18 protein-coding genes and 1 pseudogene are annotated in these 18,161 nt (G+C 48.3%); 13 read left to right on the plus strand and 6 right to left on the minus strand.

Going from position 1 to position 18,161, the window contains the following annotated elements:
* Positions 1–21: 21 nt before the first annotated feature.
* Entirely contained in the window at positions 22–2,247 is a 2,226-nt protein-coding gene (locus tag ACT6PV_RS01670; RefSeq protein WP_445114778.1) for a primosomal protein N', read from the minus strand.
* A gap of 153 nt (positions 2,248–2,400) precedes the next feature.
* Here ACT6PV_RS01670 and gspF point away from each other — a divergent pair, with 153 nt between their 5' ends.
* The 4 genes from gspF to ACT6PV_RS01690 all read left to right on the plus strand — a co-directional run bounded on the left by gspF (position 2,401) and on the right by ACT6PV_RS01690 (position 5,301).
* On the plus strand, positions 2,401–3,606 hold the full coding sequence (gene gspF, locus ACT6PV_RS01675; RefSeq protein ID WP_445114779.1) for a type II secretion system inner membrane protein GspF: 1,206 nt from the start codon (positions 2,401–2,403) through the stop codon (positions 3,604–3,606).
* 126 nt (positions 3,607–3,732) lie between these two features.
* The gene (gene gspG / locus ACT6PV_RS01680) at positions 3,733–4,170 is read left to right on the plus strand and encodes a type II secretion system major pseudopilin GspG (protein WP_445114780.1); all 438 of its coding nucleotides are present in this window, start codon (positions 3,733–3,735) and stop codon (positions 4,168–4,170) included.
* 283 nt (positions 4,171–4,453) lie between these two features.
* Positions 4,454–4,789 (plus strand): hypothetical protein, encoded by a 336-nt coding sequence (locus ACT6PV_RS01685; protein ID WP_445114781.1) that lies wholly within the window; start codon positions 4,454–4,456, stop codon positions 4,787–4,789.
* 173 nt (positions 4,790–4,962) lie between these two features.
* Positions 4,963–5,301 carry a tRNA-binding protein gene (locus ACT6PV_RS01690; protein ID WP_445116993.1) on the plus strand — a complete coding sequence of 113 codons (339 nt, stop codon included), beginning with the start codon at positions 4,963–4,965 and terminating at the stop codon, positions 5,299–5,301.
* An 87-nt stretch (positions 5,302–5,388) separates the two neighbouring features.
* On the opposite strand, the gene lnt is transcribed toward ACT6PV_RS01690, so the two are convergent.
* A complete protein-coding gene (lnt, locus tag ACT6PV_RS01695; protein WP_445114782.1) occupies positions 5,389–6,939 on the minus strand; it encodes an apolipoprotein N-acyltransferase in 1,551 nt (516 codons plus the stop codon).
* Positions 6,936–7,775, minus strand: a complete 840-nt coding sequence (locus ACT6PV_RS01700; RefSeq protein ID WP_445114783.1) for an HlyC/CorC family transporter — start codon at positions 7,773–7,775, stop codon at positions 6,936–6,938. The genes lnt and ACT6PV_RS01700 overlap by 4 nt, the downstream gene beginning before the upstream one ends.
* Before the next feature lie 194 nt (positions 7,776–7,969).
* On the opposite strand from ACT6PV_RS01700, the gene tusA reads away from it, so the two are divergent.
* The gene (gene tusA, locus ACT6PV_RS01705) at positions 7,970–8,227 is read left to right on the plus strand and encodes a sulfurtransferase TusA (protein ID WP_445114784.1); all 258 of its coding nucleotides are present in this window, start codon (positions 7,970–7,972) and stop codon (positions 8,225–8,227) included.
* 204 nt (positions 8,228–8,431) lie between these two features.
* Here tusA and ACT6PV_RS01710 read toward each other — a convergent pair whose 3' ends face one another.
* Positions 8,432–10,144, minus strand: a complete 1,713-nt coding sequence (locus ACT6PV_RS01710; protein WP_445114785.1) for a 4Fe-4S dicluster domain-containing protein — start codon at positions 10,142–10,144, stop codon at positions 8,432–8,434.
* A 205-nt stretch (positions 10,145–10,349) separates the two neighbouring features.
* Between ACT6PV_RS01710 and ACT6PV_RS01715 the strand changes: the two genes are divergently transcribed.
* From ACT6PV_RS01715 to ACT6PV_RS01735, 5 genes are all read left to right on the plus strand, one after another.
* Positions 10,350–10,964, plus strand: a complete 615-nt coding sequence (locus ACT6PV_RS01715) for a DUF1285 domain-containing protein (protein ID WP_445114786.1) — start codon at positions 10,350–10,352, stop codon at positions 10,962–10,964.
* A 40-nt stretch (positions 10,965–11,004) separates the two neighbouring features.
* A complete protein-coding gene (murI, locus tag ACT6PV_RS01720) occupies positions 11,005–11,889 on the plus strand; it encodes a glutamate racemase (protein ID WP_445114787.1) in 885 nt (294 codons plus the stop codon).
* Between the two features lie 61 nt (positions 11,890–11,950).
* Positions 11,951–12,967, plus strand: a complete 1,017-nt coding sequence (locus ACT6PV_RS01725) for a DUF4062 domain-containing protein (RefSeq protein ID WP_445114788.1) — start codon at positions 11,951–11,953, stop codon at positions 12,965–12,967.
* 83 nt (positions 12,968–13,050) lie between these two features.
* The gene (hemH, locus tag ACT6PV_RS01730; RefSeq protein WP_445114789.1) at positions 13,051–14,070 is read left to right on the plus strand and encodes a ferrochelatase; all 1,020 of its coding nucleotides are present in this window, start codon (positions 13,051–13,053) and stop codon (positions 14,068–14,070) included.
* Positions 14,071–14,073: 3 nt separating this feature from the next.
* A complete protein-coding gene (locus tag ACT6PV_RS01735) occupies positions 14,074–14,718 on the plus strand; it encodes an MBL fold metallo-hydrolase (RefSeq protein ID WP_445114790.1) in 645 nt (214 codons plus the stop codon).
* Positions 14,719–14,852: 134 nt separating this feature from the next.
* Here ACT6PV_RS01735 and ACT6PV_RS01740 read toward each other — a convergent pair whose 3' ends face one another.
* The gene (locus tag ACT6PV_RS01740; protein ID WP_445114791.1) at positions 14,853–15,023 is read right to left on the minus strand and encodes a DNA gyrase inhibitor YacG; all 171 of its coding nucleotides are present in this window, start codon (positions 15,021–15,023) and stop codon (positions 14,853–14,855) included.
* 137 nt (positions 15,024–15,160) lie between these two features.
* Here ACT6PV_RS01740 and ACT6PV_RS01745 point away from each other — a divergent pair.
* The 3 genes and pseudogenes from ACT6PV_RS01745 to ACT6PV_RS01755 all read left to right on the plus strand — a co-directional run.
* Positions 15,161–15,784 (plus strand): annotated as a pseudogene (locus ACT6PV_RS01745) (SAM-dependent methyltransferase); the annotation flags it as partial.
* 112 nt (positions 15,785–15,896) lie between these two features.
* Positions 15,897–17,105, plus strand: coding sequence for a TIGR03862 family flavoprotein (locus ACT6PV_RS01750; protein WP_445114792.1), 1,209 nt, complete (start codon positions 15,897–15,899; stop codon positions 17,103–17,105).
* A 59-nt stretch (positions 17,106–17,164) separates the two neighbouring features.
* Entirely contained in the window at positions 17,165–17,560 is a 396-nt protein-coding gene (locus ACT6PV_RS01755) for a GFA family protein (RefSeq protein WP_445116994.1), read from the plus strand.
* Between the two features lie 98 nt (positions 17,561–17,658).
* On the opposite strand, the gene ACT6PV_RS01760 is transcribed toward ACT6PV_RS01755, so the two are convergent.
* Entirely contained in the window at positions 17,659–17,997 is a 339-nt protein-coding gene (locus ACT6PV_RS01760; RefSeq protein ID WP_445114793.1) for a HopJ type III effector protein, read from the minus strand.
* Positions 17,998–18,161 lie beyond the last annotated feature (164 nt).

Raw genomic sequence — 18,161 nt, forward strand, 5'->3', positions numbered from 1 at the left:
ATTTTGATTCATTTTTGGGGCTCAGCTGAATTCCTGTGGATCGACATCAATACTGATTTTCATGGAAGACGGTTTTTGCTTTAACAGCTGAGGCCACCAGCGATGCAGATAAAAATGCATTTTTGCCCGGTCAGAACACAGCAGGACCACATGAGCCTGCCAGCGTCCGGCCTTGCGTTCCATCGGGGCAGGAATTGGCCCCCAGACTTCAATCAGATTTTCCTCAGTACTCAGTCGGAGTTGCTGCGTCATGTCCGTCAGGAATTGCTGGTTTTCTTCCTGACTGCGGGATTCGCAGCGGATTAAGACAGCATAGCGGCAGGGGGGCAGTGAGGCCAGTTTACGGTCTGCCAGCATCTGTCTGGCAAATGCCCGATAATCCTGATGAATCAGGGTATTCAGCATGGGATGCTCAGGCCGCAGCGTCTGTAGATAGACATCGCCTTTTTTCTCACCCCGGCCGGAGCGGCCTGCCACCTGCACAATCAGCTGCGCTGTGCGTTCCGGTGCCCGGAAATCGACACTCAGCAGGCCACCATCAATATCCAGAATGGCCACCAGTGTCACAAAAGGAAAATGGTGTCCTTTGGCAAGCATTTGCGTTCCCAGCAGAATGACTGGCTGGCTTTGCTGAATCTGATCATGGATTTTTTGCCAGCTGCCGACACGACTGGTGGAATCACGGTCAACCCGCAGTACCGGAAAGTCCGGGAAAAGTGTGTTCAGGCCGTCTTCAACCCTGGCGGTGCCTATGCCAATGGGTTTCAGGGTCTGCTGGTGGCATTGCGGGCAGGCATCGGGCAGGCGGTTAATGGTGCCGCAGTGATGACAGTGCAGATGGGTATAGGGACTGGTATGCAGGGTAAAATGCGCATCGCAGTTTGGACAGTTGGCCTGCCATCCACAGCTTTCACAGATGACAACCGGCGCATAGCCGCGCCGGTTCAGAAACACCAGCACCTGTTCCTTTCTTTCCAGCCGTTTCCTGATTTCATGAATCAGGGGCTCACTGATGCCGTGTTGCTTACGGCTGATTTTTGAATCAATAACATGCATGGTCGGCATTATGGCGCTACCGGCCCGCTGGTTCAGTTGCAGGCCGGTCAGCTTGCCCTGGTCCACCAGGTAGTAGCTGTCTATACTGGGCGTGGCCGAACCCAGAATAATCGGACAGTTTTCCAGTGACGCACGATACAGGGCAACATCACGGGCATGGTAGCGGAAGCCTTCCTGTTGCTTGAACGACAGATCGTGCTCTTCATCCAGAATGATCAGACCCAGTTGAGGTAAAGGGGTATAAATGGCTGAGCGGGTCCCCAGGATAATTGAAGCTTTCCCGGTCTGTGCATGTTGCCAGGCCTGGAGCCGTTTTGAATCATTCAGACCCGAATGCAGCAGGGCAATATTGCAGTGAAAGCGGGATTGGAAACGGCTGATGGTCTGCGGGGTCAGACCAATTTCAGGCACCAGTACCAGCACCTGTTTGCCCTGTTTCAGGACCTGTTGCATGATCTGTAAATAAACCTCGGTTTTTCCACTGCCGGTTAACCCATCTAGTAAAAAAGCCTGATATTTGTTTTGCGCCTTTAAAATGGTCTGAATGGCTTTTTGCTGATCATGGTTGGGCGTCAGGGGCAGCTGTGCCAGTTGTACGGGTTCGGGGCTGAAATCCTGCTGCTCCAGTTCGCAGCGGATCACGCCTTTTTTCTCAATGGCTTTCAGGGTGGCTGTTTCAATCCCGCTGAGATTCAGAATGTTTTCAGAGGTTCCCTGAGGATGAAGCTTTAAAATTTTGTAGGCATTCAGCTGTTTTTCTGAACGCTTCAACTTCTCTTCTGCGTTTAAGTCGAGTACTTTCCACACATGCGCCAGCAGATCATAGGGTTTGCCCTGACGTAAAAACACCGGTAATGCTGCATGAATGACTTCGCCGAGCGGAAACTGATAATACTGGGCGGCCCAGCTCAGTAGACTCAAAACCTTATCATTTAAAATGGCCTGATCATCCACCAGACTGCTGATGGTTTTCAGCTGAAAACCGGGATCAATCGGTGCATCCGGCGCAAGTTTTTCAACAATCACACCGGTCAGATGCTGACGTCCAAATGAAACCGCAACGCGGGCACCGATTTCCGCCTGCTGATATTGCTCAGCGCTGAGCTGATAGTCGAAACAGTCATACAGATGTACAGGTACAGCAACCCGTATACGGTAAATGGTCTGGCGTGAATCTGTCATATTCAGCATATTAAGGTATCGCCGGTTCCGGGTGAAATAATATCGTGATCGCGAAAAGGTTATGTTAGAGTGTATACGTCATTCACAGTCTGGAATATGAATGATTTTCAGGGTCAGATGCAACAGCAGTGACCGAAAATTCTGGAAAATTAGAGCATAAGCATGCCGGCATATCAATTTACAGCCCTGGATGATTCAGGAAAACAACAAAAAGGCGTGATGGAAGGTGATTCAGCACGTCAGATTCGACAGCAACTGCGTGATAAAGCGTGGATTCCGGTTACTGTTGATCCGGTGGAACAAAAGGATAAAAACCGTAGTTCAGGATGGTTCCAGAAAAAATTCTCAGCCTATGACCTGGCGTTGATGACCCGGCAGCTTTCCGTACTGGTTGCAGCAGCTGTACCGCTTGAAGAAGCCCTGCGCGCCGTTGCCAAACAGAGTGAAAAGTTGCATGTACAGAATATTCTGCTGTCGGTCCGTTCACGAGTACTGGAAGGGCATTCATTGGCGCAGGCTATGCACCAGATCGGACGTTTCCCTGATTTATATATTGCCACCATTGCCGCCGGGGAACGTTCCGGTCACCTGGACCTGATTCTGGACCAGTTGGCGGATTATACGGAAAACCGTTTTTCCATGCAGAAGAAAGTGCAGGGTGCCATGATTTATCCCGTCATTCTGATGCTGATGTCCTTTGCCATTGTCATGGGGCTGATGACTTATGTGGTGCCGGATATTGTAAAAACCTTTGATCAGAGCAAGCAGGCATTGCCCTGGATTACCGTGGCGCTGATGAAAACCAGTGACTTTATCCGGGCCAGCTGGCCCTTCATGCTGGTGGCCACGACCCTGGGCGTTTTGGGGTTGGCCCGATTCCTGCGTACTTCGGCAGGACACTACACGTTTGATCGTTTAACACTCAGATTGCCATTATTCGGTAAATTATCACGTGGTATAAATGCAGCACGTTTTGCTAGTACCCTGTCCATTTTGACCCAGTCGGGTGTGCCATTGGTGGATGCGCTGAAAATTGGCGCTGCGGTGAGCAATAACTGGGTGATCCGGGATGCGGTGAATCTTGCTGCTGAAAAAGTAACAGAAGGCGGTAATCTGGCAACACAACTTGAACGCTGTGGTTATTTTCCACCAATGATGGTACAAATGATCAGAAGTGGTGAAGCATCCGGTGAACTGGACCGTATGCTGGAGCGTGCATCAGGGATGCAGGATCGTGAAGTCACTACATTCATATCCACATTGCTGGCCTTGCTTGAGCCACTGATGCTGGTCTTCATGGCGGGTATCGTACTGGTGATTGTGATTGCCGTAATGCTGCCTATTGTGAATATGAACAATATGATTTAGCCTGGTTTATTTCACTGGAGTTATTTGAAGTTATCTGATTTGGGTTATTTCAGCAGGATTATCCAGTCAGCATTATGGAATCAGGATTACGCTGATACAAAATTAGTTTAATAGAGAGAATAAAGCATGCAACGGAAGATGTCTCAAACCCGGCAATCAGGTTTTACCCTGATCGAAGTGATGGTTGTAATTGTAATTTTAGGTGTATTGGCGGCGCTCATTGTACCAAATGTTATGGGACGTGGTGAAAAAGCCAAAGTGGACACCACCAAAATTACCCTGAAAGGGGTTGCGGGTGCCCTGGATCAGTACAAACTGGACAATGGTCATTTCCCAACCACGCAGGAAGGCGGTCTGGATGCATTGGTCAATCAGCCGGCAACGGCAAAAAACTGGTTACCGGGCGGTTATGTCAAAGGGGGCTATCCCAAAGACAGCTGGGATAATGATGTGCAATATGAAATCCCTGGCTCAGATGGTAAACAATATAACCTTTATTCCTTCGGTGCGGATGGAAAGCAGGGTGGTGAAGGCAACGATGCAGATATTTATTATCAGCCGTGATTAGAAATTAAAGTTTATTTTAAAAACTTTAATGGTATTTATCACTTCACTTGATCGGATGAATAAATATGAAGTGAAGTGATAATGTTTCTTGTTTATTGCATTAATATAAGATTTTGATTTGTAATTAGAAATATTTAATTTTTTGATGATACTTATAATGATAATTATTCCCATGTTTAATGGTTACAATAAACCGGGATTATGAATAAAAATAGGCTTTTTATTTAAACAAAAGCCATCAATAATAATGCCATCAGCAGTACTGCCTATAGGGGTCACCATGAAAGCATTAGGATTATCTGATGAAATCAACCAGTTTCACTGGACCATGCTGAAATCTGTACTGCTGATTCTGAGCTTATTGCCGGCCAGTCATTTTTTTCTGAATCTATGGCAAAGCACTCATGCAGCCAGTCAGATTGTGGTGGGTTTCCTGGCGCTCAGTATGTTCAGTGCATTGGCGATTCTCAGTTTTTACAGTGCACTGAATGCGACAGTATTGAATCTGAAATATGAATTTTCGTCTTTACTGGAGCAGCAAATAGTCAGAGTTTATGGCTATGTTCCCATGCTTTTTTTAATGGCGATGATGTCATATCTGGCAACATGTCTATAATCAGCGATCCACTCATTCAGTGTTCAAAAACCGGGGCAAATCCCGGTTTTTTATTGAATCTGTTTTTTTGTCAGACAGAATTACCGGGTATTTATTGGTGAGCTTTTTAGGAAATGTCAGGCGGATTGATTACACTGTCATACAGTGAATAAATCAGGCAACAGAGAATGACAATGCAACAGATTGAATGGAACGATTTTTTTAAAGTGGAGCTGCGGGTTGGCAAAGTTATCCGTGCGGAAGTTTTTGAGCAGGCACGTAAACCTGCCTATATTCTGCATGTGGATTTTGGGGAAAGTCTGGGCGTAAAAAAGTCGAGTGCGCAGATTACGGCATTATATTTGCCGGAAAATCTGGTGGGGAAACTGGTGGTGGCAGTGGTCAACTTCCCTGCTAAACAAATTGGTCCGATCCAGTCAGAATGCCTGGTGACCGGTTTTCATAATGCTGCGGGTGAGGTTGCCCTGTGTGTACCGGATATGGATGTTCCGCTGGGAACCCGGTTGCTTTGATGTATTTTACTTTAACACATTGCCATTTCGATACTGAATAATCGAAAAAAACCGGGCGCCTGGCCCGGTTTACGATCAGTACTTGTGTTAGCGGCGTGATTTAAAGCTGACATCAACAGTACGTGGGCGATAAATCCAGCCCAGTATCAGCAGCAGCAATGAGAAGCCCAGAATTGGCCAGTCACTGAAACGGGTGTACCAGGTTTCGCCCTGCATGGCCGGTAAATCACCACGTAATACAGCTTCCTGATCCATAGGAGCCTGTTTGACGATATGCCCCTGATGATCAATAAAGGCGGTCACACCGGTATTGGTGGCACGAATAAACCATCGTCCATTTTCCTTGGCCCGCATCTGAACCATCTGCAAATGCTGTAGCGGACCGGCAGTACCCTTAAACCAGGCATCATTGGATACCGTCACCAGAAAGTCACTATGTTGTGCATTACGTCGGGTCAGATTCGGATAAGCCACTTCATAACAGATAGCCGCCGCCAGCTGATGCCCTTTAATGCTGAATGGAGGCTGATCCGCTGCGCCACGGGAAAAGCCACTCATGGATGGATCATTTTGCAGGGCGGGTAAAACCCAGCTGAGCAAGCCATACAGTGGAATATATTCACCGAATGGAACCAGTCGCTGCTTTTTATATAACCCGGATGCGTCACTGCCCATAGCTATCATACTGTTATAGTACATGGGAGATCCCTGCTGTCTGGATTCCGCAGTATCCCAGTAGGGAATACCTGTGACCCAGGCTGTTCCGGTTTTTCTGGCCTGCTGATTCATCATGTCCAGGAAAGGTTGAATATCAGTCTGGAACAGCGGAATGGAAGATTCTGGCCAGACGATCAGATCACGTCCCCATTCGGTACGACTTAAATCGAAATAAATTTGCAGGGTTTTGACCTGGTATTCGGTCAGCCATTTCAGGTCCTGTGGAATATTGCCCTGAATCAGTGAAACCGAGAGCGGTTTTTCAGCTTTGGGCTGAACAAAATGAATGAAGGATGCACCCCACGCGCCCAGTAGTAATAACAGTGACGGAATGATCCAGAAGAGACGTCGGTTTAAAATCTCGACCAGCGCACAGGCGAGCAAAATCACTGCAAAGGACACAGCAAAAACACCAAATAAGGGCGCATAGCCATCCAGCAGCCTTTCTGTAAATGCATAACCTGCAAACAGCCAGGGGAACCCGGTAAACAGCCAGGTCTTTGACCACTCAAAAATCACCCATAAAGGCGCAAAAGTCAGGGGCGTTTCAGGAAAGAAACGTCGGTATAACCAACTCTGTATGGCGGTAAATAAGCCCATGACCAATGCCATGCCCATGATCATCAGCACACTCAGGACTGCATTGGTATCTCCATAAACATGGATGGAGGTATAAAGCCAGAATGCACCGATAAACCATAGACCAAAGCCATAAGCCCAGCCAATGGCAAATGCCTGTCCGGCAGAGCGTCCTTTCAGGCAGGCATATAGCAGTGCCGGCGATAAAATGGCCAGCCACCACCAGTCATGGGGGGCCAGTGCAAGACTGAAGACAGCACCTGAAATGAGTGCAATACATAGTGGATAAATAACAGGCAGCTGCTGTGGAGTGTTCGGTAATTTGTCAGAATATGCGGTCATTGATGTACAGCCCGGATCAGATGAATGGTACGGGCATCTGCTTCCATAATGGTAAATTGCCATTTGCCAAGTTCAACCGTCTGTCCCTGCAGATCACTGACCAGGCCGATTTCCTGTAGTAATAGCCCACCCACGGTTTCCACTTCATCATCTGAAAAATCAGCATTCAGGATATTGTTAAAGTGTTCAATGGGGGTCAGTGCCTGCACAATCCAGCTGTTGGCTGCACTGTGTTCCGGATCCGGGATAATGAACTGGGCTTCTTCATCGGCATTGTCATGCTCATCTTCAATTTCACCGACAATTTCTTCCAGAATGTCTTCCAGAGTCACCAGGCCGGACGTGGTGCCATATTCGTCAATCACGATGGCAATATGCGTCTGGGTATTTTTCAGCATCCGCAGTACCTGATCAGAACGGGCACTTTCCGGGACAAATAAAGGCTGACGCATCAGGGTCCGGATATCCACCCGCACCAGTTGATCCTTCAGGAAGGGCAGCAGGTCCTTGGCCAGCAGAATACCGACCACATTATCCGGCTGATCTGAAGAAAACACAGGAAAACGTGAGTGTGCAGATTCAATCAGCACGTGCAGAATATCCAGTAACTGGTCATCTTCCTGCAAGCTGACCATTGCAGTCCGTGGCGTCATGACTTCACGGACTTTGGTGGCCGGCAGGTCAAGTACGCCTTCCAGCATGGCCACGGTATCGGGTTCCAGAAAACGACGTGAATCCTGAACCAGTCTGAGCAACTCATCCCGGGTTTCTGGGGCGGTTCTTAACCATTTGCGTAAGCCGCGCATACCCCACGACGGGCCTGATTCCTCGTGCATGATCTTTCCTGAAGACTCTTATAGAAAATGTCAATTTTATCATACCGAAGAAAATGCAGATGTCTATCTATAAAGCTGTTCAAATGCGTGAATACATGGGGCATTTTGTGCTGAAATCTGTGTGCTGGTCCGAATCAGGCCGGGCTATGTTAGAATAAGCCGATTTTTAGCAGGCATTTGCAGCAGAGGTGACAATGTCAGAACAGGTTTTCAGTCCGGATATTCAGCTTAATACACGTGGATTACGCTGTCCTGAACCGGTCATGATGCTGCATCAGGCCATCCGTAAATCAAAATCAGGAGATGTGGTTGAAGTCTTCGCGACAGATAATTCCACCAGCTGGGACATTCCGAAATTCTGTATGCATCTGGGACATGAGTTGCTGTTGCAGGAAGAGCGGCTGGATGAAGCCGGTCATAAGGAATTTCGCTACCTGGTGAAAAAGGGATAAGCGATTGCCTGTTCACAGGGCAGGGAGCTGTTGCCCAATGGGATTTTATAACAGTTCCAGGTCTGATTAAAATAAATTAACTCAATAAAATCATGAATCTGAATTTTGAGAGAGACCATAAAAAAATGAGCGTATCAGGATACACTCATTTTTATGCATTTCAGCAATTTTGTCTGATCTTCTGCATGCTCTATATCTGGCATATTACATATTTGGATAGTTCGGACCACCGCCACCTTCCGGTGTAACCCAGATGATATTCTGAGAAGGGTCTTTAATATCACAGGTCTTACAATGCACACAGTTCGCTGCATTAATCTGGAAGCGTTTTGAGCCGTCATCATTTTCCATGACTTCATAAACACCCGCCGGGCAATAACGCTGAGCCGGTTCGTCCCATGTCGGTAAATTGACATCAATTGGAATGGCTGGATCAATCAGTTTCAGATGCGCAGGCTGATTTTCTTCATGCACTGTATTGGACACAAAGACTGAAGATAAACGGTCAAAGGTCAGTTTGCCATCCGGTTTCGGATAGTTCGGTTTGAAGCTGACTGCATCCACCGGTTTCAGCGCACTGAAATCCGGGATCAGGTCATGCAGGGTAAATGGTACCCGGAATACATTCTGATCAATAAAGTTAAATGCGCCACCAATCCACTGACCAAATTTATGCATGGCCGGACCAAAGTTACGGGTGCGGAATAGTTCTTCCTTCAACCAGCTGTTTTCAAATTTGTCGGTATAGGTGGTCAGCTCTTTTGCAAAGAAATCCTCACCTTCAGTCGCGCGGGCAACGGCCAGATCGCCGCCTTTTGCAGCACCGGCAGCAATGGCCTCAAATACCGCTTCACCACAGAGCATGCCGGATTTCATGGCCGTGTGTGAGCCTTTGATTTTGGCAAAGTTTAAGAAACCTGCATCATCACCAATCAGACAACCGCCCGGGAAAGTCAGTTTAGGCAGGGAGTTTAATCCGCCTTTGACTACGGCACGTGCACCATAGGAAATACGTTTACCGCCTTCCAGATATTGTTTGATCAGTGGGTGGGTTTTCCAGCGCTGCATTTCCATAAATGGGTACATATGCGGGTTCTGATAGGACAGGTCGACAATCATGCCTAAAGTGACCTGGTTGTTTTCAGCGTGATATAACCACCAGCCGCCAGAAGAACCGGTTTCATTTAAAGGCCAGCCTGCACCATGCATCACCAGGCCCGGCTTATGTTTTGCCGGATCAATTTCCCATAGTTCCTTAATTCCAATACCGTAATGCTGTGGATCAGCATCTTTATCCAGCTGGTATTGTGCAATCAGGCGTTTGCCTAAATGGCCACGGCAGCCTTCGGCAAACAGGGTGTATTTGGCATGCAGTTCATAACCGGGCGTAAAGTTGCCTGTCGGTTCGCCATTTTTGCCAATGCCCATGTCACCGGTCTGAATGCCTTTAACTGCACCATCTTCATGGTACAGGATTTCAGATGCAGCAAAACCCGGGAAAATGGAGACTTCCAGTTCCTCAGCTTTAGTTCCCAGCCAACGGACCACGTTGCCCAGTGAAATGACGTAGTTGCCGTCATTGTGCATGCTCTTTGGCACCATCCAGTGCGGAGCTTCCTGTGATTTCTGGTCAGACAGCAGGAAAAAGGTTTTGTCTTCAGTCACCGGCACATTCAGTGGCGCGCCTTCTTCTTTCCAGTTCGGGAAGAGCTCATTGATTGCACGGGGTTCCAGTACTGCGCCGGAAAGGATATGTGCACCCACTTCGGAGCCCTTTTCAACAACACACACAGATAAATCTGGAAGATTGTTTTCAATTGCCAGCTGACGAATTTTAATTGCGGCAGAAAGGCCCGCGGGACCTGCGCCTACAATGACTACGTCAAACTCCATCGATTCACGTTCGATGTGCTCCATCCGGGACTCCTCATATTTTTAAGGGTGGCAACCTAAATTATTCAAAGGAATAAAAAATCGGTGCTGCCATGAGTATGCTTAATTCAGTGGTACAATTTTCTGATATCGTACCCTGTATGTCATCTGTATGGGGATGGTAGGTTTAACCCCCTGATCCAGCCAATGGCTGAGTCGTATTATTTTTTGTCAGCAGGGCATATAAACCATGGTAAATCAAAATAATTCAACATCAGCGGATCAACATCAGCCAACAGTGGCTAATGATAGAAACTTAATCAGTATTGCACAATACGTAAAAGATGCACAGCAGGGTCACAAAAGGGTAATTCCTCCTGTAGATCAATGGCATCCGGCGCATTGTGGTAAAATGGATCTGGTGGTGAAAGCCAATGGCGAATGGTGGCACGAAGGTCAGTTAATCCGGCGTCAGCCACTGGTGGATCTGTTTACAAAGGTTTTGTGGAAGGAAAATGGCAGGTTTTATCTGAAAACCCCGGTGGAACAGATTGAAATTGAGGTGGAGGATGAGCCTTTATTGGTGAATCAGGTGGATCAGGTTGAAATTGAAGGGAAAATATATCTGCAACTGACCACCACCAGTCAGGATGTGGTGATTGTGGATGAGCTGCATCCGGTTTTCATGCGTGAATATCAGGGCGATCTGCGGCCCTATGTCCATGTTCGTTTTGGAATGAATGCCCTGATCCAGCGGTCTGCGTTTTTTCATCTGATTGAATATGGTCAGTTAACCGAAAATGAACAGGGTGAAACCATTTTGTCGCTACAAAGTGGTGATTTGCACTTGCAATTGAGCAGCTGATGTTTATCTTTAATACAGTATTTGATTTGCAGATCCAACCATGACAGGTGTTCTTCCCATCTCCGTGCCTGGTCAGCGCATGCCGGCGGCTTCTGCCGATGCGCCGATTGGTATTTTTGATTCAGGCATTGGTGGTTTATCCATTGCCCGGGAAATTGCCCGGCATTTACCGGGTGAGCAAATTCTGTATTATGCCGATACCGCACATGTGCCTTATGGTCCAAGGAATGATCAGAATATCCGGGAACTGACTGCTCAGGCGATTGAGTGGCTATACCGTCAGGGCTGTAAAATTGCAGTGGTGGCATGTAATACGGCATCTGCTTTCAGCCTGGATTATTTACGGGCTTATTATGGTGAAGATTTTCCCATTATTGGGCTGGTGCCTGCACTGAAACCTGCGGTGTTGCATAGTCAGAGTAAAGTTGTAGCGGTGCTGGCTACGCCGGCGACCTTTCGGGGTAAACTCATCCGCGACGTGGTGGAAAATTTTGCAGAACCGGCAGGTGTAACGGTGTTGCCTGTGACCTGTCTGGCGCTGGTGCCCTGGATTGAGGCAGGGCTGCAGGACAGTGAGGCATGCCGGGCCGATTTAAGACAAAGCCTTCAGCCGGTGATTGATCAGGGTGCTGATCATCTGGTGCTGGGGTGTACCCACTATCCTTTTCTAAACAATGCCATACAGCAGCTTTATCCAGGAAAATTAGTATTGGTTGATTCAGGCATGGCTGTTGCAAGACAAACCTCACGCATTTTAACGAAAAACCGGTTAATCTCCGAATCATCATGGCATGCCGGAAACGTAAAACAGTTAAGATGTGTGCTCAGCGGGAACAATGCAGCAGCCCTTGAACCGGTTGTGGCCCGTTTAATGCATGCGGATCTGACATGGTCCGTCGAAAATAGGGTTGATCAAAGGGACTGAGTGGATCAGCGTGGAGCGGAAATGGCTGGAGCCAGTTGTATGAGAAGGAAAGGGATGGCCTATGCTGGATAAGCGTTATCAGGTTTTTATCACCACCTCAGGTCAGGAAATGCAGCCTGAAAGAATGGTGGTGTCTCAGACCCTGATTGGCATGGGTTTCTTTTCGTGGGGACTGGAACAAAGAACGCCCCTGAGCACTGCATTTGCTCGCCGGCAGATTGATGACTGCGATTATGTGTTGCTGTTGCTGGGCAGTCAGTATGGTGAACAATCGGTTTCCGGGGTGGGATATATGCATCTGGAATACATTTATGCAGTAACCAAGCAGAAGCCGGTGATTGTTTTTATGCATGAGCAGCCGGATACAAGAGATGCCGCATTGCAGGAACAGCGACCTGAGTTAAGGGAACGGTTTGATGAGTTCCGCCATCAGCTGCAAAAGGAAGTCGAACAGGTGATCTGTTATCGGACTCTGAGGGAGCTGGAACTGGCTGTGCGCTCCCGCATGCCGCAGATGCTTGAGCGTTATCCGGTGACGGGATGGGTCAGACCGCAGAATATTCAGATATTACAGGATAAAATTGATCATCTGAAATCTGAACTGGCGCAGCTCAGAATTGAGCAGGGCAAAAAGGAAGCCGATCCATTTCTGACGCTGCCGAAAGTGTCCATCCATGATGTTTTTGATTTTGACTATCGCATGCATGCCTATCAGGATGGTAACTTTAAGGAACTGAATCCGATTCGTGAAATGAGCTGGGCTGAGCTGCTGAACGTGCTGTCCACTGAGTTTTGCCAGGTATCACCTGAAGAATGCTTTTCAAAGGTGTTGAATGCTTATTTGAATCGTACCGGTCTGGAGGACGCAAAATGCATGATGCCGCGCGCGCATGCGGTTGCCAGGGCGCAGATTAATGTCCGGGCGCTGCATCGGATTAAACAGCAGATGCGTCAGAATGACTGGATTATTCCGGTGGGTCGGGATGATCGTCAGCGCATGCTGTGGCAGCTCACTGCCCGGGGGCTGAAATTGCTGGAAGAACCCCGCCTGACCGGCCGGCATTCACCATTGTCGTAGTGAATATGCAGGAAGCGGTTCGTTTCTGACGGTGAATCCGGTACTATGAGCGGATTAAGCCTGTTGTAGCTGATGTGGAAAAGATGTCTTCAAAACCCAAAGTATTCATCATCGTTGCCAATTTAGGTACGCCTGATGCGCCAACGGTTCCGGCTGTACGGCGTTTTCTGGCACAATTTTTATCGGATGGCCGGGTCATTGAAATCCCGGCGCTGCTCTGGAAAATCATTCTGTATGCCTGTGTGTTGCCCATACGGCCTAAACGGGTGGCAGCAGCTTATGCAAAAATCTGGTCGGAAGACTCGCCCATGCGGGAAATTCTGCTGCAACAGGTTCAGCGGATTGAGCAGCAGCTTGTTACGGCCTATCCTGAATTTGAGCTGAGAATTGTTCCAGCCATGACCTATGGGCATCCCGGTATGGATCAGGCGCTGACTGAGGCTGCTCAGCATGTATACGATCATCTGATTTTATTGCCGTTATTTCCACAGTATTCTGCTACATCCACGGCACCACTGTACGATGCACTGGCAAAATGGGTGACTGAACAGCGGAATTTACCGGGAATCAGTGTGATTCGTGATTATTATCAGCATCCATTGTATATTCAGGCACTGGCAGACAGTGTCCGTGCATACCGGCAACAGCATGGATCTGCAGAAAAATTACTGATGTCCTTTCATGGGATTCCACAGCCCTATGCCGATCGGGGTGATCCCTACGCTGAACGTTGTCATGTGACTGCGCGTAAGGTTGCTCAGGCCCTGGCGCTGAATGATGAACAGTGGGCCATCAGTTTTCAGTCCCGTTTCGGCAAACAGGAATGGGTCAGACCCTATACCGATCAGTTGTTGCAGCAATGGGCGCAGGATGGCGTACAATCGGTACAGGTGCTGAGTCCGGCATTTTCGGCAGACTGTCTGGAAACGCTGGAGGAACTGGCCATTCAGAACCGTGAGTTATTTCTACATGCAGGTGGTCAGCGCTATGCCTATATTCCTGCATTAAACAGCGGGCAGCGTCATATTGCCCTGTTATCCGGTCTGTTACAGGCGCAGCTGGATGCGTTAAAATATACTTTGTCAGATGAAGGCGGGAGATGATCCATGCTGCAAGTCAAAATTGTTCCTGTGACGGCATTTGCCCAGAATTGTTCCATTGTCTGGGATTCGGAAACCAGGGAAGCTGTTTTAATTGATGCCGGTGGAGAACCTGAAAAATTAAAACAGGAAGTTGAGGCACTGGGGCTGACGGTGAAGGCACTGTGGCTGACACATGGTCATCTGGACCATGCCGGGGCGGTGGGTGCACTGGTCAATGAATGGCATGTGCCTGTCATTGGTCCGCATAAGGAAGACCTATTCTGGCTGGAGATGATTCAGGAGGTTTCTGCCCGTTATGGTTTTCCGATCCCGGAGCCGGTCAGAGTGGATCAATGGCTGGAAGGTGGAGAAACCCTGAAACTCGGTGATGAAACATTTGAAGTCCGTTTTGCACCGGGTCATACCCCAGGCCATGTCATGTTTTATAACCAGAAGCACGGCGTGTTGTGGACTGGAGATGTACTGTTCAAGGGTTCCATCGGGCGTACCGATTTCCCGCGGGGCAATCATGAACAGTTGCTTGAATCCATTCAGCGGGAATGTTTCAGTCTGCCGGATGAGACACAGTTTATTTCCGGGCATGGCCCCATCAGCAGTATTGGCCATGAAAAACAGTTTAATCCCTTTGTTGCAGGCCAGGCCGGATAGAGCATTGTTGCAACCGTGTGGTCATGCATGGCATGCCAGTCTGTAAATCATCGACCTGTGTCGTCTGGAGGAGGAAGATCATCTGATGGCTGAAAACCGGCATCCATCCGGTCAATCAATTCACGCAGTCAGATTCAGCTCTCATCATCGGACGGTGGAGCGTCTTCTGTGGGCAGTTTATAGTCTTCGGTGGCCCATGCACCCAGATCAATCATCTTGCAGCGTTCAGAGCAGAAAGGCCGGTATGCATTGGCTTCCCATGTGGTTTTCTTCCCACAGCGCGGGCAGGGAAAAGTACGTGGCATGATAAACTCCAGCTCATTTTTCAAATAATGGTATCTGTTGATACTTCATAAACTTCATTAATCGTCTGCGTTATACGCTAATCCTGGGCAAACCCGTCAGAAATTGTTAGACTCGTACCGATTTATGCCTGTCTGATCTGATTATGCCCGTTCGTCAATTCCAGCCCAACCGTATGCATGCACCACGTGACTTTCAGCCCATTGAAAATCGGCCCGTCTGTGTGGAAATTGGCGCAGGAAAAGGCCGGCATGCGCTGTTGTTCTCAGCGCAGAATCCGCACAGGAGCCTGATTGCGGTTGAAAGAACCCGTGAAAAATTCCTGGCCATGCAGAAACAGCATCAGGTTGAAGGCAATCAGAATTTAACGCCGGTTCATGCAGATGCCATAGCGTGGATGGTACATGCGGTGTATCCGGTTCAGGTGCAGCAAATTTTTATTTTATATCCAAATCCTGAACCTCACAATCCTGCACAGCGCTGGCTGAATATGCCTTTTTTTGAATTCCTGATTTCCAGGCTGCAATTTAATGGCACGCTGACGCTGGCCAGCAATATTCCTGAATATATTGCAGAAGCAGAACAGCAGTTGCAGCAGGTATGGCAACTGCCTTATGAAAAGCAGGTGATTGCAGCAGACTCAGCCCGGACACATTTCGAAATTAAATATCTGGCACGTGGTGAACTGTGTCAGCAACTGATCATTTCCCGGCCTGAGCATTATCAGACCCGTTTTGATGTGTTTTTGCCTTTGCAGGGCCAGCATGTGCAGAGACAGGCTGTACAGAAACAACGTGTTGCTGTGGCTGATGATCCGGACAATGACTTTGCAGAAAAAAATAACCGGGCAGAAAATAATCAGGCAGAAAACAACCATGCCGAATAAAAGCATTGCCATTATTGGCGCTGGGCCTGCCGGGCTGATGGCCGCCGAGGTGCTGAGCCAGTATGGTCATGCGGTGCATGTTTTTGAACAGAAGCCTTCTGCTGCCCGTAAGTTTCTGATGGCCGGTAAAACAGGATTGAATATTTCACATGCTGAAACGATTGACTGGTTTGTCCAGCGTTATGATCAGGCAGCATGGCTGGCGCCGTGGCTTGAACAGTGGAATGCTGACTGGATTCAGCGCTGGATGCGGGGCCTGGGCATTGCATCCTACACAGGCTCTTCAGGACGTATTTTCCCGGTTGGAATGAAAGCAGCACCTTTACTCAGAGCCTGGCTGAGGCGACTGACGGCACAGGGCGTACAGTTTTATTATCGCCATCAGGTTGTGGCCATTGAGCAACAGTCTGTGCAGGTGTATGACCTGAAAATGGAGCAGCAGCACAGCCGTAGTTTTGATGCAATTGTACTGGCATGCGGTGGGGTGTCCTGGCCGCAGCTGGGCAGTGATGGCGCATGGCAGGCCTGGTTGGCTGCAGCCGAACTTGAGCCTTTTCAGGCCAGCAATGTGGGGGTGTTGAAGCAATGGTCTGATTTTATGCAACCGGTGTTTGGTCAGCCGCTGAAACGGGTTGCAGGCTGGGTGGATGAACGGGATAAAAGCATTGGTGATATTGTAATCAGTCATTATGGGCTGGAAAGCGGCCTGATTTATAAACAGAATCGGGCATTGCGTGAATTAATCCGTCATCGGCAACCCATGCAGATTTATCTGGATCTATTGCCGGATCTGAGCCTTGAACAATTAACAGGCAAATTGCAGGCCAGTAAAAAACAATCACTCAGTAACTGCTGGCGCAAGGCTGGCCTCGATACTGCCAAAGCCAGTCTGGTGCGTGAACTGGTGGATAAATCATTCTGGAATAATGCAGAAGCAGTGGCAAAACAGGTGAAACAGCTTAGGATCGAACTGGAAGGATTCCGCCCGATTGAAGAAGCGATCAGCTGTAGTGGTGGGGTCAGGCGTGAAGCTTTGACGACGGAGTTGCAATTAAAATCCTGCCCGTACATTTTCTGTTGTGGTGAAATGCTGAACTGGGATGCCCCGACTGGAGGTTATTTGCTGACAGCCTGCCTTGCTACCGGGCGTGCCGCCGCCGAAGGTGTGCATCATTATCTTTTAATATCGACTGAATAGTATGTTATTTTGAAATGTCTTCATTCAGGAGAGGGAAGATTGATGGAGGTTGAAAAAAAATCCATGCAGGCAGTTGTCTGTGTGGCGGTATTCGTTATGAAGTGCATGGTGAAATCGGTGATATTATTGAATGTCACTGTAAACGCTGTCGCAAAGCCAATGGCAGTGCCTATGCGACCAATGCCCCGATTAACAGGGCAGATTTTAAGATGGTCCAGGGTGAACATCTGCTGAAAAAATACCAGTCCACTCCCATCACGGAGCGCTGGTTTTGCAGTGAATGTGCCTCGCCGATTATCAGTGTCCGGACTGAATTGCCTGAGATTTATCGCTTAAGAATCGGTACGCTGGATACGCCATTACAACAGAAACCGACCCAGCATATTTTTGTGGCTCACAAGGCCGAGTGGGACATAATCTGTGATAATTTGCCGCAATATGATGAACGTCCATGACGGCATGCACAGTATTGTAAAAGGGATCAGATCGGTCCCTTTTTTACATGAAAATTTTGTGGATGCAGCATCCTGAATCAGGTGCATGGCCTGTATTTTTATACTGATCTGGCCGTTAAGGCGGACTGTTCAAATTGAATGCCATCCCATCCATGCTGCATGAACTGACGGATATTCTGATGATCACTGGCTTCCGGCGTATTCAGTACGGACCTGTAATGCTCTGCAAAAAGACTCAGGGTTTGCTGCGGATTCAGATTATGCAGACGGGCAAAGGAAAAGATCTTTGCACTGCCCTGATTCTCTGTGGCGGTATTGTGTTGCTGGCCATTACGGAATGCTGTCGGGGTGTGGGTATAATGTGCATCGATATAGGCAATCACATCTGAAAAGCCGGCTTTTCCGGTATCTAGCTGACTGAGCAGCGTCTGAGGCATGTTTATTATTCCTTGTGACTGGGAGGGTCTATCATAACCGGAAACTGCCCGGAGCGAAATTCGGCAGATTACATTTGCCTGTTGTGACTCAGCCTGGGTGGATTTATGATTATCTTAAAATATGGGATGAATTGTGGATAAGTCTGCGTTTATACACATACATT

It is taken from the genome of Acinetobacter sp. WZC-1 (genome assembly GCF_052544965.1).